The 14,620-nt window shown below is 70.4% G+C and carries 13 protein-coding genes; 10 read left to right on the top strand and 3 right to left on the bottom strand.

Going from position 1 to position 14,620, the window contains the following annotated elements; translation table 11 throughout:
- Positions 1–378 precede the first annotated feature (378 nt).
- From ABZU76_RS35555 to ABZU76_RS35570, 4 genes are all read left to right on the top strand, one after another.
- The gene (locus ABZU76_RS35555) at positions 379–2,223 is read left to right on the top strand and encodes an Hsp70 family protein (RefSeq protein ID WP_354877668.1); all 1,845 of its coding nucleotides are present in this window, start codon (positions 379–381) and stop codon (positions 2,221–2,223) included.
- A 75-nt stretch (positions 2,224–2,298) separates the two neighbouring features.
- A complete protein-coding gene (locus ABZU76_RS35560) occupies positions 2,299–2,493 on the top strand; it encodes a DUF3046 domain-containing protein (protein ID WP_354877671.1) in 195 nt (64 codons plus the stop codon).
- A gap of 247 nt (positions 2,494–2,740) precedes the next feature.
- Complete coding sequence (recA, locus tag ABZU76_RS35565; protein WP_220238083.1) at positions 2,741–3,790, top strand: recombinase RecA; 1,050 nt, start codon at positions 2,741–2,743, stop codon at positions 3,788–3,790.
- Positions 3,791–4,132: 342 nt separating this feature from the next.
- Entirely contained in the window at positions 4,133–4,660 is a 528-nt protein-coding gene (locus tag ABZU76_RS35570; protein ID WP_220247485.1) for a regulatory protein RecX, read from the top strand.
- Between the two features lie 75 nt (positions 4,661–4,735).
- Here ABZU76_RS35570 and eda read toward each other — a convergent pair whose 3' ends face one another.
- The 3 genes from eda to ABZU76_RS35585 form a co-directional block, all read right to left on the bottom strand.
- A complete protein-coding gene (gene eda, locus ABZU76_RS35575; protein ID WP_354877674.1) occupies positions 4,736–5,362 on the bottom strand; it encodes a bifunctional 4-hydroxy-2-oxoglutarate aldolase/2-dehydro-3-deoxy-phosphogluconate aldolase in 627 nt (208 codons plus the stop codon).
- On the bottom strand, positions 5,359–7,284 hold the full coding sequence (gene edd / locus ABZU76_RS35580; RefSeq protein WP_354877677.1) for a phosphogluconate dehydratase: 1,926 nt from the start codon (positions 7,282–7,284) through the stop codon (positions 5,359–5,361). The genes eda and edd overlap by 4 nt, the downstream gene beginning before the upstream one ends.
- A gap of 176 nt (positions 7,285–7,460) precedes the next feature.
- The gene (locus ABZU76_RS35585) at positions 7,461–8,687 is read right to left on the bottom strand and encodes a cytochrome P450 (protein ID WP_354877680.1); all 1,227 of its coding nucleotides are present in this window, start codon (positions 8,685–8,687) and stop codon (positions 7,461–7,463) included.
- 332 nt (positions 8,688–9,019) lie between these two features.
- On the opposite strand from ABZU76_RS35585, the gene ABZU76_RS35590 reads away from it, so the two are divergent.
- From ABZU76_RS35590 to ABZU76_RS35615, 6 genes are all read left to right on the top strand, one after another.
- Positions 9,020–9,307, top strand: a complete 288-nt coding sequence (locus ABZU76_RS35590) for a hypothetical protein (RefSeq protein ID WP_220238087.1) — start codon at positions 9,020–9,022, stop codon at positions 9,305–9,307.
- A complete protein-coding gene (locus ABZU76_RS35595; RefSeq protein WP_220238088.1) occupies positions 9,304–10,134 on the top strand; it encodes a hypothetical protein in 831 nt (276 codons plus the stop codon). Before ABZU76_RS35590 ends, ABZU76_RS35595 begins: the two co-directional genes overlap by 4 nt.
- Positions 10,135–10,201: 67 nt before the next feature.
- On the top strand, positions 10,202–12,121 hold the full coding sequence (locus tag ABZU76_RS35600) for a fumarate reductase/succinate dehydrogenase flavoprotein subunit (protein ID WP_354877683.1): 1,920 nt from the start codon (positions 10,202–10,204) through the stop codon (positions 12,119–12,121).
- Positions 12,118–12,864 (top strand): succinate dehydrogenase/fumarate reductase iron-sulfur subunit, encoded by a 747-nt coding sequence (locus ABZU76_RS35605; RefSeq protein WP_354877686.1) that lies wholly within the window; start codon positions 12,118–12,120, stop codon positions 12,862–12,864. Before ABZU76_RS35600 ends, ABZU76_RS35605 begins: the two co-directional genes overlap by 4 nt.
- Entirely contained in the window at positions 12,861–13,484 is a 624-nt protein-coding gene (locus ABZU76_RS35610; RefSeq protein WP_354877689.1) for a hypothetical protein, read from the top strand. Before ABZU76_RS35605 ends, ABZU76_RS35610 begins: the two co-directional genes overlap by 4 nt.
- Positions 13,477–14,601, top strand: a complete 1,125-nt coding sequence (locus ABZU76_RS35615) for an amidohydrolase family protein (RefSeq protein WP_354877692.1) — start codon at positions 13,477–13,479, stop codon at positions 14,599–14,601. The genes ABZU76_RS35610 and ABZU76_RS35615 overlap by 8 nt, the downstream gene beginning before the upstream one ends.
- Positions 14,602–14,620 lie beyond the last annotated feature (19 nt).

A 14,620-nucleotide genomic window follows, 5' to 3' on the forward strand; every position in this document is an offset into this window, starting at 1 on the left:
TATAAGGACCAAAGCACCTAGCGACGTTAAGTCCCTTTCAGCCCATATGGTGGATTTCTGCGGCACGTGAACACCGCCACCACCGCCTCTGAACCAAGCGGCCTCCTCGCCTCGGCCACGCAGCCCAGGAATGGGTCCCTTTCCCGGAAGGTCAGAGAGCCACGGCAAGCGCACCCGCCAAAGCCGACCCACACGCGAGATCGCGCCGGTTTCCGGATTGGGGCGGTGCGATCGGCCCCCGGCCGATCCGACCGCCCCATCCGGAAGCCGGCTCCAAGGCGATCTCGCACGCCCCGGCGAAGCCGGGGCCAAAGACACCGAGGCCTTCCACGTGGGAGCATCACGGCCGAGCAGCAGCTACGTCATAGGGGAGTGGAAGTGCGGATCCTGTCGGTGGACCTGGGGACGTCCAACACCGTCGCCGTCCTTTCGGCACACGGTCGGCCGCCGCGGGTTGTCGAGGTGGACGGCTCGGCCAACATGCCCTCGGCGATCTTCGCCGGCGAGGACGGCACGATCATGGTGGGCCGCGACGCCGAACGCCGCGCGCGCCTGGACCCCACCCGCTTCGAGCCCAACCCGAAACGCCGCATCGACGAGCAGACGCTGCTGCTGGGCACCGACGTCGTGCCCGTCAACGAAGCGCTCGCCGCGATCCTGCGCCGCGTGCTCGACGAGACCACGCGCCAGCTCGGCGGCGAGCAGCCCGACGAGGTCCGCCTCACGCACCCCGCGCAGTGGGGGCCGGTGCGCCGCAACGTCCTGCTGTCCTCGGCGCGGCTCGCGGGCATCGGCGCGAGCGTGGTCCTGGTGCCCGAACCCGTCGCCGCGGCCGCGCACTTCGCGTCGTTCCCGGGCAAGGGGCTCGCGCCCGGGCAGGCGCTCGCGGTGTACGACCTGGGCGCCGGCACGTTCGACGTCGCCGTGGTCGGCGCGACGCAGAACGGCTACGTCGTGCTCGCCGAGGACGGCCTGCCCGACCTCGGCGGCCTCGACGTCGACCAGGCGCTGATGGTGCACGTCGGGCGCGAGGTCTCGCACTCGGATCCCCAGCGCTGGCAACGCCTTCTGCGGCCGGAGTCCACGGCGGACCGGCGCACGCGGCGCGCGTTGCAGGAGGACGTGAAGGCGGCCAAGGAGGCGCTGTCACGGCACCCGCAGACCGAGGTGCCGATGCCGGAGCCGTTCAAGGACGTGCTGGTCACGCGCGGAGAACTCGAAGGCCTGGTGCGCCCGGCGATGCTGCGCAGCGTGGAGCTGCTCGCGCGCACGCTGCGGACGGCCGGGCTGACGCCGGATCGTCTCGCGGGCATTTACCTGGTCGGCGGGTCGAGCCGGCTGCCGCTGGTCGGCTCGATGATCGCGGAGAAGCTCGGCGTCGTACCCGCGAGCCTCGACCAGCCGGAGACGGCCGTGGCACTGGGCGCGCAGCACGTGGCGCGCGACGGGCTGTCGATGCGGACGCAGAACGTGGAAGGCCAGGTCGCGGCGGGTGCGCCCGCGTATGCGCCGGGTGGGTATCCGCCGCCGCCTCCGCGGCAGCCTCCGGCTGGGTACGCGCAGCCGTCGTTCCCGGCGGGGCCCGCGCCGTCGAACTTCCCGACGTACTCGCCCGCCACCGCCGCCACTGCCCCGGCGAAGAAGAAGAGCCGCGCGAAGCTGTGGATCGGCGTCGCGGCGGCGGTGGTCGTGGTTCTCGCGGCGGGGCTGACGGTGTTCCTGACGTCGTCTTCTTCGGCGCAGACCTACACCGCGGACCAGTGCCGCACGCCCGGGCAGGCCGACGCCCAAGGCCTCACCGGGTGCCTGCGCCAGCTCGCGGGGAAGATCGCCGACACCGGGGGCTGCCGCCCGGGCATGGGCAACGGCCCCGCCGCGCCCGCGCAGAGCCTCGGCGCCACCTCGACGTGCGCGGCGCCGGGCCGCGCCGGCTCGCAGGTGACGTACGTGCAAGGCACGTCGGCCGCGGTGCTGAAGCAGTACACCGACGGGCTGCTCGCCTCCGCCGGCGGCGACCGCGTCGAGGCCGCGTGGAAGGGCAACGGGCTGGAGGGCCACTACTCGTCGGCGGCCGGGCAGAACGCGGCGGTGCTGGTGTTCACAGTGTCCGACCGGCCGCTCGTCGGGTTCATCTACCAGGTCAATTCCGCAGGTCAGGGCGCCGCGCCGACCCCGGGGACGCTGGCGGACTACTTCGAGCAGAGCGTGCAGCCCGGCGAGTGAGAGGGTTTCGTTCGCTGCCGCGGCGCGAACGGCCCGTTCGCGCCGCCGGCGAGGCCGCGAGCTAGCATTCGGTCGATGCGTATCACGGTGTTCCGGCGGCTCATGGCGGACGAGTTCGGCCCCGGGCGAGCCGAGGTCCTGGCCCAGGACCACGTGCTCAGCGGGCTCGGCGGGAAGACCGTCGACCAGGCTCTGGCTGCGGGGATCTCGGCGAAGCAGATCTGGCGCGAGGTGTGCGAAGCCTTCGACATCCCGTCGGAGCGGCGCTGACCTGCGGTTTCCTGGTTCGCCCCGGGGAAGGGGAGCTCGGCAGGGCGAAAAACCCTAGCGGACGGGCGTGTCGCCACAACCCTCGAACACCTGTTCGTCTACAGTGTTGTGCACACCGGGGGCCGGCGATCCACAGATCGGTCGCCGTGCCGGGAATTGTCGGTCCCTCCCCGTAGCGTCGGACCGGACAGAGCTTGATCTGGACAACCGAACAAGCCACACAGGCCAACCAGCGAGGTGGACCCCAATGCCAGCAGCACCCGACAAGGACAAGGCGCTCGAGCTTGCCCTTGCGCAGATCGACAAGCAGTACGGCAAGGGCTCGGTGATGCGCCTCGGCGAAGAGGGTCGCGCGCCCATCGCCGTGATCCCCACCGGTGCGATCGCCCTCGACGTCGCGCTCGGCATCGGGGGGCTGCCCCGCGGCCGCGTCGTCGAGATCTACGGCCCGGAGTCCTCCGGTAAGACGACGGTCGCCCTGCACGCGGTGGCGAACGCGCAGAAGAACGGCGGCATCGCGGCGTTCATCGACGCGGAGCACGCGCTGGACCCGGAGTACGCCAAGAAGCTCGGCGTGGACACCGACGCGCTGCTCGTTTCCCAGCCGGACACCGGTGAGCAGGCGCTGGAGATCGCGGACATGCTGATCCGCTCCGGCGCGCTCGACATCCTGGTCATCGACTCCGTGGCCGCGCTCGTGCCGCGCGCCGAGATCGAGGGCGAGATGGGCGACTCGCACGTCGGCCTCCAGGCCCGCCTGATGAGCCAGGCGCTGCGCAAGATGACCGGTGCGATGAACAACTCCGGCACCACCGCGATCTTCATCAACCAGCTGCGCGAGAAGATCGGCGTCATGTTCGGCTCCCCGGAGACCACGACCGGTGGTAAGGCGCTGAAGTTCTACGCCTCGATCCGCCTCGACGTGCGCCGCATCGAGACGCTCAAGGACGGCGGCGAGCCGGTCGGCAACCGCACCCGCGTCAAGGTCGTGAAGAACAAGATGGCCCCGCCCTTCAAGCAGGCCGAGTTCGACATCCTCTACGGCCACGGCGTCTCCCGCGAAGGCTCGCTCATCGACATGGGCGTCGACCAGGGCATCCTGCGCAAGTCCGGCGCCTGGTACACCTACGAGGGCGACCAGCTCGGCCAAGGCAAGGAAAACGCGCGGAAGTTCCTGCGCGACAACCCGGACATCGCCAACGAGATCGAGAAGCGCATCAAGGAGAAGCTGGGCATCGGCGCGCAGGTCGACGCCGAGGTCGCCGAAGCTGCGGTTCCGGCGCCGGTCGACTTCTGATTCCGGGTGGAGTGTGCTCGCGAAGAGCGCTCGCCGGACGGAATCAGAAGTGTGTCTTGTGGGGGTCGAACCCCCACACCCCCGCCAGGGGGCAAGCCCCCTGAACCCCCGGCGGGGTTGCGTTGGTGAGGTGAAGTCGCCCGGGTGAGATGGCCGGGCGACGGAAGTGCGCGGTGTGTTTGTGGGCCGCGTACGCAGGCGTGACGGTGGGGCGGCTTGCAGTGGGTGGGTCGGCCCGTGGGTGGGGGAGTGGTGGCGCGGCGTCGGGCGGAGAGGGCGCGGCGGGGCGGAGCGTGTGAGGGTGTGTGAGGGAGGAAGGGCGTAGTGGCGAGGGCACCGAAGGTGGAGCCGGCGGAGCTGCCGCCGGAGGAACGGGCCAAGAAAGCCAAGGAGATCTGCTTCGATCTCCTGGCGGCGCGCCCGCGAACTGTCGATGAACTGCGGCAGACGTTGCGGCGCAAGGGTTTCGACGACGACACCATTGAAACCCTGCTCGGCAAACTCGACCGCGCCGGCCTCGTCAACGACGCCGAGTTCGCCGAGATGTGGGTCAAGGCCCGCCACGCCGGCCAGGGCCTCTCCCGCACGGCGCTCGTCGCCGAGCTGCGCCGCAAGGGCGTCGACGACGAGATCGCCACGCAGGCCGCCGGCGAGGTCGACCGCGAGGCGGAGGAGCAGCGGGCCCGCGAACTCGTCCGCAAACGCCTGGGCTCCCTTGGCAACGTCGACGAGCAGACGGCCATCCGCCGCCTCCTCGGCTTCCTCGGCCGCAAGGGCTACCCGCAGGGCCTCGCCTACACCGTCATTCGCGACGAGCTCCGCGAGTTCGGCGCCGAATCCAGCCTGCTGGACGACGCCACCATCGACTGAACCGCCCCGGAGCTGCTTGTTCCGAAGCGCGGCCCTGCCGTTCCCCGCCCTGCGCAGAGAACGGCAGAGCGAACCTCAGCCGCGCAGCGCGGCGGCCTCCGCGGCCAGCTTCTCGACCGTCCCGAAGTCCTTGGCGGCCAACAGCTTCGCCGGCGTCAGCCACGAGCCGCCGAGGCAGCCGACGTTCGGCAGCGCCAGGTACGACGGCGCCGAGTCCACGGTGATCCCGCCGGTCGGGCAGAAGCGCAAGTCCGGCAACGGACCCGTCAGCGACTTCAGGAAAGCCACCCCGCCGCTGGCCTCCGCCGGGAAGAACTTCAACGCGTTCAGCCCACGCTCGGCCAAGCGCATCGCCTCGGACACCGTCGCGGCGCCCGGCAGGAACGGCAGGCCCGTGGCGAAACAGGCGTCGAGGACGGCGTCGGTGCAGCCCGGCGTCACCAGGAACTTCGCGCCGGCGTCGGCCGCCTGCGCGGCCTGCGCCGGCGACGTCACGGTCCCCGCGCCCACGACGATGTCCGGCACCTCCGCGGCCACGCGCTCGATCGCGGCGAGCGCGACCGGCGTGCGCAGGGTCAGCTCGATCACCCCGATCCCGCCGGCGAGCAACGCGCGCGCGGTGGGCACGGCGTCGTCGACATCGTCGATCACGACCACGGGCATCACGGGCGAAAGGGCGAGCAGGTCCGAACCGGTGGTCACTGACCGACCTCCTGGGTTTCCAAGGTGTGCAACGGCAGTCCGAGTGTGCCCCGCCCGGCGGGGGCGTCGCGGAGCAGGTCCAGCTCCGCCGTCAGCGGGCCGAACACGCTCGCGCCCTGGTCGGCGGGACCCACCGCGCGGCGCAGCGCGGCGAACAGCTCCCGTCCGGTGCCTTCCACGAAAGCCGGCGGTGCGTCCAGAAGATCACGGCGTGCGAACTCGTCGGCGTCGACCAGCACGTCGAGCGTGCCGGAGCGCGCGTCGAAGCGGACGACGTCACCGTCGGCGATCCGGGCGATCGGCCCGCCCACCGCGGCCTCCGGCGTGACCTGGATGGCCGCCGGGATCTTGCCCGACGCGCCCGACATGCGCCCGTCGGTGAGCAGCGCGACCTGGAAACCGCGGTCCATCAGCACACCCAGCGCCGGGGTGAGGCCGTGCAGCTCCGGCATGCCGTTGGCCTGCGGCCCCTGCTGCCGCAGCACCACCACGACGTCGCGATCCAGCTCGCCGGCCTCGAACGCGACCGCGAATGCCTCCTGCGAGGTGAACACCCGCGCCGGCGCCTGCACCACGCGGTGCTCCGGCGCCACCGCCGACACCTTCGTCACGGCCCGGCCGAGGTTGCCGGCGACCATGCGCAGCCCGCCGTCCGGCGCGAATGGCCGCCACACCGGGCGCAGCACGTCCTCGTCGAGGCTGCGGGTGGGCACGTCGCGCCACACCAGTTCGCCGTCGGACAGGATCGGCTCCTGCGTGTAGCGGCGCAGCCCGAACCCGGCGACGGTGTGCACGTCCTCGTGCAGGAACCCGGCGTCGAGCAGTGTGCCGACCAGGAACTGGATGCCGCCGGCGGCGTGGAAGTGGTTGATGTCCGCGCTGCCGTTCGGGTACACGCGCGCCAGCAGCGGCACGACGGCCGAGAGGTCCGAGAAGTCGTCCCACGTCAGCAGGATGCCCGCCGCCGCGGCGATCGCGACGAGGTGCATCGTGTGGTTGGTCGAACCACCCGTGGCGAGCAGCGCCACGATGCCGTTGACGAACGCTTTTTCGTCCAGCACCAGGGAAACCGGCGTGTACGACTCTCCGCGCGACAGCTCGACCACGCGCCGGCCGGCCTCTGCGGTGAGGGCTTGGCGCAGCGGCGTGTTGGGCGGCACGAAGCTCGCGCCCGGCAGGTGCAGGCCCATCACCTCGACGACCATCTGGTTCGAGTTCGCGGTGCCGTAGAAGGTGCACGTGCCGGCCGAGTGGTACGACGCCGCCTCCGCGTCGAGCAGGTCCTCACGTGTCGCGAGACCTTCGGCGTAGAGCTGGCGCACGCGGGCTTTTTCCTTGTTGGGCAAGCCGGAGTTCATCGGCCCGGCCGGCACGAGGATCGCCGGCAGGTGGCCGAACGACAGCGCGCCGATCAGCAGCCCGGGCACGATCTTGTCGCACACGCCCAGCAGCAGCGAAGCGTCGAACAGGTCGTGGGACAGCGCGATCGCCGTCGCCATCGCGATCACCTCGCGGCTGAACAGCGACAGCTCCATGCCCGGCCGCCCCTGCGTGACCCCGTCGCACATCGCGGGCACGCCGCCCGCGAACTGCGCGACTCCGCCCGCCGCACGCACCGATTTCTTCAGCCACGCGGGGTACTCCTGCATCGGCTGGTGCGCCGACAGCAGATCGTTGTAGGACGACACGATCGCGACGCCCGGCGCGCGCAGCTCGCGCAGCGCCGCCTTGTCCACGCCCTCCATCGCGGCGAACCCGTGGGCGAGGTTGCTGCACGCGAGACCGCGGCGCACCGGGCCTTCTTCGTGGGCGGCGGCGCTGCGCGCGAGGTGGGCGGCGCGCGTTTCCGCGCTGCGTTCGACGATGCGGGCGGTGACCTCGGCGACGACGGGATGCACCGTCGTGTCGGGTGTGCTGCTCATGTCCGGCTCCCGGCTCACTGGGTGGTGGGGTCCGCGGGACGGCAGCACTGGCGTCTCAGGAACGTGACGGCCACCACGGTAGCCGGTGTGGGCCGGGTTATCAAAATCGATTCAGTAAACCACTGGGAAACAGCGAGCCGCACCCGCGCGTCGGGTGCGGCTCGCTTGTTTCCGGTTCACAGGGCCGTGGTCGTCCAGGTGACAGGCAGCTCGTGAACGCCGTAGATGTTCATGTCCGTCCGGAGTTTCACCTGGTCAGCGGGGATGGCGAGCTGCAGCGTCGGGAAGCGCCGCAGCAGCGCCGCGAACCCGGCGCGCATCTCGATGCGGGCCAGCTGCTGGCCGAGGCACTGGTGCACGCCGTGGCCGAAGGCCAGCTGGCCGCGCGAGTTGCGGCGGATGTCCAGCGTGTCGGGGTTCTCGAAGCGCCGCGGGTCGTGGTTGGCGGCCAGCGTCGAGACGACGACGGTCGAGCCGGCCGGGATCGTCTCGCCGCCGAGTTCGAGGTCTTCGGTGGCGTAGCGGAAGTTGATGTCGACCACCGACAGGTACCGCATGAGCTCCTCGACGGCCCCGGGCAGCAGCTCCGGGTCGGCGCGCAGCTCGGCCAGCTGCTCGGGGTGCTCCAGCAGCGCGAACGTGCCGAGCGCCAGCATGTTCGCGGTGGTCTCGTGGCCGGCGAGCAGCAGCAGGAACGCGATGCCGGTCAGCTCCTCGATGCTGAGGTCGTCCTGCCGGGCCAGATCCGAAAGGATGTCCTCACCGGGCTCGGCGCGTTTACCCGCCACCAGATTGCCGAGGTACGTGGTCAGCGCACCGTACGCCGCCATCTTCTCCTCGAGCTCCTGCTCCTTGACCAGGAACTTCGCGGAGTTGGCCTGGAAATCGGCCCGATCCTCGTACGGCACGCCCAGCAGCTCGCAGATCACCAGCGACGGCACCGGCAACGCGAATTCCTTGACGAGATCCACCGTCGGCGTCAGCTGCGCCATCGCGTCCAGCTGCCGCTCCACGACCTCGGCGATGTGGTCCTCCAGCTGCTTCATCCGCTTGACGGTGAACGCGCCCGTCAGCTTGCGCCGCAGCCGCGTGTGATCCGGCGGATCCATGGCGATGAACAACCCGGGCACCTGCGGCGACGGCTCCGTGGCGGCCGGCATCCCGGGCGTCTCGTAGGGCACGTGCATGACCCCCAGGTCCTGCCGCGAGCTGAACCGCGTGTCGGCCAGCAGCTGCCGCACCTCGTCGTACCCGGTGACCAGCCAGCCCTCGTGCCCGTCCGGGAACAGCATCGGACTGACCGGCCGCGCCTCCCGCAACCGCGTGATCTCCCGCGGCGGATCGAACGGCCCCGCGTCGCGCTCCATCGGCAACCCCTGCGGGACGGACACCGTCTGGCTCATGGGACTTCCTCTCGTGGTGGTCGTGGGCACCACTCTGGCGGCCTCAGCTGACACGGCCCTGACACCGCTCTGACACCGCAGTCGGAGCCGTGCTCGCCGACGTGTCCGGACTGCAACTCGCCTCGCCGTCCGCCGCCTGACCAGCGTCCCCACGGCCCACTCACGGCCTGCACTCCAAGACATGCCCCGAGAGGGGTCGACTCCCAAGGTCAAGAGGCAATACGCTAAGGAATGTGCTACTTGTCACACAGCACAACGCGAGGCAGAGTCGTACGTGGCGAAAGTGATCGTCACCCGGTTCCTGCCAGCCCCACCGAACAGGGAGGCACCCGATGTCCACCACAGAGCTCGCCGAACTGCGGCGCACCATCGGCCAGTTGCGGCAGTGCGTGGGCGCCCTGCGCTCTCGGTACGGCGACGCGTCGGCGGTGCGCCGGCTGGCCAACGATGTCGAGCGCCTCGACATCGACACCGCGGAGCTGGACGGCCATCCGCACGCCGTGCCGGCGCAGGCGAAACCCGTGGACCGCGTGCCCGTCCCGGACACTCCTTACGATCCGGCGTTGTGGCAAGGCGCCGATGACGAGGGTGTCGGCGGCTACAAGCGCGACCAGCGGTGAGCGCTCCCGCTGACAACGACGTCAGCCGGGCCGGCACCGGCGTCCGCTCCCCGGGGCGGGCGCTTTTGGCCGACCGGACGTTGCGCACCGACCGGTGGTGGCTGCAACCCCTGCTCACCGTGCTGGGGTTGGCGACCTTCATCATCTACGCGACCGTTCGCGCCTTCGTGCGCACCGCGTACTGGGTGCCCGACTACCACTACCTGACGCCGTTCTACTCGCCGTGCGTGTCCACCTCCTGCGTCGAAGGCTCGAGCCACTTCGGGCACTGGTTCGGCGACTTCCCGAGCTGGATCCCGCTCGGGGCGCTGGTCCTGCCGTTCCTGCTCGGCTTCCGCCTGACCTGCTACTACTACCGCAAGGCGTACTACCGCTCGGTCTGGTTCTCGCCGCCCGCGTGCGCCGTGGCCGAGCCGCACGGGAAGTACACCGGCGAGACGAAGCTGCCGCTGATCATCCAGAACGTGCACCGCTACTTCTTCTACGTCGCGGTGATCGTGTCGCTGGTCAACACCTACGACGCCGTGGTCGCGTTCCAGAGCCCCAGCGGGTTCGGCTTCGGGCTGGGCAACATCATCATCGTCGCCAACGTGGTGCTGCTCTGGGCGTACACGCTCTCCTGCCACTCGTGCCGGCACGTCACCGGCGGCAGGCTGAAGCACTTCTCGAAACACCCCGTCCGGTACTGGGTCTGGACGCAGGTCTCGAAGCTCAACACCCGGCACATGAACCTCGCGTGGACCACGCTCGGCACGCTGGTGCTGACCGACCTCTACGTGATGCTCGTGGCAAGCGGTGCCATCGCGGATCTGCGTTTCGTCGGCTAGCGTCGGCACCCTCATCTCCGGCAGTACTTCAAGACAACGGCGTCCCAGCTCCGAGGTGGCTCTATTCATGACCGAAGTCGAACGGCACAGCTACGACGTGGTGGTGATCGGTGCCGGCGGCGCCGGTCTGCGCGCGGTGATCGAGGCGCGCGAACGCGGTTTCAGCGTCGCTGTGGTGTGCAAGTCCCTGTTCGGCAAGGCCCACACCGTGATGGCCGAAGGCGGCTGCGCGGCGTCGATGGGCAACGCGAACCCGAACGACAACTGGCAGGTGCACTTCCGCGACACCATGCGCGGCGGCAAGTTCCTCAACAACTGGCGCATGGCCGAGCTGCACGCCAAGGAGGCCCCGGACCGCGTCTGGGAGCTGGAGAGCTACGGCGCGCTGTTCGACCGCACGGCCGACGGGCGCATCAGCCAGCGCAACTTCGGCGGCCACACCTACCCGCGCCTCGCGCACGTCGGTGACCGCACGGGGCTCGAGCTGATCCGCACGATGCAGCAGAAGATCGTTTCGCTGCAGCAGGAGGATTTCGCGAAGTACGGTGACTACGAGGCGCGGATCAAGGTCTTCGCCGAGTGCACCGTCACGGAGCTGCTCCTGACCGACGGCAAGATCGCCGGCGCGTTCGGCTACTGGCGCGAGAGCGGGCGGTTCATCCTGTTCGACGCACCCGCTGTGGTGCTCGCGACGGGGGGCATCGGCAAGTCGTTCAAGGTCACGTCGAACTCGTGGGAGTACACCGGCGACGGCCACGCGCTGGCCCTGCGCGCGGGCGCGAAGCTGATCAACATGGAGTTCGTGCAGTTCCACCCCACGGGGATGGTCTGGCCGCCGAGCGTGAAGGGCATCCTCGTCACCGAAGGCGTGCGCGGCGACGGCGGCGTGCTCAAGAACTCCGAGGACAAGCGGTTCATGTTCGAGTACGTGCCCGACGTGTTCAAGGGCCAGTACGCGGACAGCGAGGACGAGGCCGACCGCTGGTACGCCGACGCCGACAACAACCGCCGCACGCCCGACCTGCTGCCGCGCGACGAGGTGGCGCGCGCGATCAACTCCGAGGTCAAGGAGGGCCGCGGCTCCCCGCACGGCGGCGTCTACCTCGACATCGCGAGCCGCTTGCCCGCGGAGGAGATCCGGCGCCGGCTGCCGTCGATGTACCACCAGTTCAAGGAACTGGCCGACGTCGACATCACCAAGGAGGCCATGGAGGTCGGGCCCACCTGTCACTACGTGATGGGCGGCATCGAGGTCGAGCCGGACACGGGCGCGGCGAGCGTGCCCGGCCTGTTCGCGGCGGGGGAGTGCTCCGGCGGGATGCACGGCTCCAACCGCCTCGGCGGCAACTCGCTGTCGGACCTGCTGGTGTTCGGCCGCCGCGCGGGTCTCGGCGCCGCGTCTTATGTGGATGGTCTCGGCGACGGGCGGCCTCAGGTCGCCGAGTCCGATGTGGACGCCGCCGCGAAGATGGCGCTGGAGCCGTTCGACCCGCCGGCCAAGGGCGTGGCCGAGAACCCGTACACGCTGCACACCGAGCTTCAGCAGTCGATGAACGACCTCGTCGGCATCATCCGCAAGGCCGGCGAGATCCGCCAGGCGCTGGAGAAGCTCGGCGAGATCCGGCAGCGCATGGCGCAGGTGACCGTGGAGGGCCACCGGCAGTTCAACCCCGGCTGGCACCTCGCCGTGGACCTGCGGAACATGCTGCTGGTGAGCGAGTGCGTCGCCCGCGCGGCGCTGCTGCGCACCGAGAGCCGCGGCGGCCACACGCGCGACGATTACCCCAGCATGGACGCCGATTGGCGGCACAAGCTGCTGGTGTGCGCGGCGCGGGCGGGGGACAATCCCGTGGTACCGGACGTCGACGTGGTGGAGAAGGAGCAGGTCCCGCTCCGGGAGGACCTGCTCGAGCTGTTCGAGCTCGACGAGCTCGGCAAGTACTTCACCGACGCCGAGCTGGAGAACCACTCCGGGAGGAACGCGTGAGCTACAAGGCCAGTTTCCGGGTGTGGCGCGGCGACGCGACCGGCGGCGAGCTGCAGGACTTCAAGGTGGAGGTGAACGAGGGCGAGGTCGTCCTCGACATCATCCACCGCTTGCAGGCCACGCAGGCCTCGGATCTCGCCGTGCGCTGGAACTGCAAGGCGGGCAAGTGCGGCTCCTGCTCGGCCGAGGTGAACGGCAAACCGCGCCTGATGTGCATGACGCGCATGTCGACGTTCACCGAGGAGGAGGTCATCACGGTCACGCCGATGCGCACGTTCCCCGTGATCCGCGACCTCGTGACGGACGTGTCCTTCAACTACACCAAGGCGCGCGAGATCCCCTCGTTCACGCCGCCCCCGGATTTGAAGCCGGGGGAGTACCGGATGCAGCAGGTGGACGTCGAGCGCTCGCAGGAGTTCCGCAAGTGCATCGAGTGCTTCCTGTGCCAGAACACCTGCCACGTGGTGCGCGACCACGAGGAGAACAAGGAGTCGTTCGCGGGGCCTCGGTACCTGATGCGCATCGCCGAGCTGGAAATGCACCCGCTCGACGTCGCGGACCGTCGTGACGCGGCGCAGGAGGAGCACGGCCTCGGGTACTGCAACATCACGAAGTGCTGCAGCGAGGTCTGCCCGGAAGGCATCCACATCACGGACAACGCGCTGATCCCGATGAAGGAACGAGTCGCCGACCGGAAGTACGACCCGATCGTGTGGCTGGGCAACAAGCTCTTCCGCAGGTGACCCGCGCGCAGTTGGCCGGCGCCGTCGTCACCGCGCTGGCCGCTGCGTGCCCGGGCTCGCGGGCCCGGTTGCGGGGTTCGCTCGCCGCGGGCACCTCCGACGCGTTCAGCGACATCGACGTGGAGTGGGTCGTGCCCGACGGGCGCGTGCCCGCCTGCGCGGCCGACGTCCGGGCGGTTCTGGAACGCGTGCGCCCGGTCGCCGCCGTGCGCACTTCGCCGGACTTCTTCCACTCGTCGCAACGGCGGCTGCTGTTCGTGCGGTTCACGGGGGTGCCGCTGTTCTGGCGCCTCGACCTGGCGCTGCGGGAAACGTCGGCGGTCGCCGATCCCGGGCCGGGCGACCCCGCCGTGCACGCCCACGAAGGCGAGTGGTCCCGCCCGGCGAGCGCCCTGGCCAACGCCCTCGGCGCGATCAAAGCCGTCGCCCGCGGCCGGTCGGCCGACGCGACCGGCCTGCTGGAGCGGGGTTTCGCGCGAATCGGCGAACCGGACACGGCCACGGGACGGTGGGTCGAGGACGTTACGCGGCTCTCCCGCGCTGCCGCCGCCTGCGAACCGGACCTCGCGCCGTTGGCTGAGGAGACGATCGCGTTGGCCGCGGCGGAACTCGGTGCTTGAGGTCGGTGGCGTGCTCATCAAGAACGTCCGGGTGTTCGACCCCGACTCGGGCTCCACCGAAGCGGCGAACGTGCTCACAGACGAGCGAATCACCGCAGTAGGGTTCGACGTGGACGGCCCGAATCCCTACGACGGCGACGGCGGACTCCTCATCCCCGGCCTGATCGACTGCCACGGCCACGTCGCTTTCCCCGGCAACGCAGGACTTCCCCGCAGCACGCGGATCCTCGAAGCGGTCGCCACACTGCGCCGACTACGGACGAGAGGCATCACGACCGTCCGCGACGCCTGGGGTGCCGACATCGGTTTCAAGCACGCGTTGGAAGAAGGCTGGATCGAAGGCCCCGACCTGCTCGTCAGCCTCCGCCAGCTGTCGCCGACGGGTGGGCTCGGGGACTGGTGGGACGCGGACACGGGCCGCCTCGATCGCATCGACGATCCCGCCCTGCCCGACGCGGTGTTCGACGGCCCGGACCAGGCGCGCGCGGCCGTGCGGCGGATGGTGCGCGCGGGCGCCGACTGGGTGAAGCTCGGCGCCGGCGGTTCCATGGCCGCGCTCGCCGAAGGGCGCGACGTTCGCCCCACCGACGAAGAGCTCCACGCCGTCGCCGACGAAGCCCGCCGCGCCGGTCGCGACGTGATGGCCCACGCGCACACGGCCGCCGCAGCAACAGCCGCCGCCCGTGCCGGCGTGCGCAGCATCGAACACGGGGTGTTCCTCGAAGAACAAGCCGTCGCCGTGATGAGTGAACACGGCTGCTGGTACGTGCCCACCCTTGCTCCGATCCCGGCCGAACACGGCAAAGCCCACCGCCGCTCCCTCGCCCTGGCGGTCGAAGCGGGCCTCCCGATCGCCGCCGGCTCGGACCTCGCGCCGCGTCCTCATGTCGACTTGCTGACCGAGCTGCGCCTCCTCGCCGCCGCCGGCCTCGGCGCCGCGGGCGCCCTGCGCGCCGCCACGAGCGACGCCGCCCGCCTCCTGCGCCTCGACGACCGCGGCCGCGTCGCCCCGGGCCTGCGCGCGGATCTCGTGCTGCTCGACGGCCCCGCCGTGGACGTCACCGACCTCGCCGGTCGCATCCGTGCTGTCTGGCAAGCCGGACGACGAGTGCTCTGAAAACCCCTCGCCGCGCGGC

The organism is Amycolatopsis sp. NPDC005232, assembly GCF_040607795.1.
Lineage (GTDB): Bacteria > Actinomycetota > Actinomycetes > Mycobacteriales > Pseudonocardiaceae > Amycolatopsis.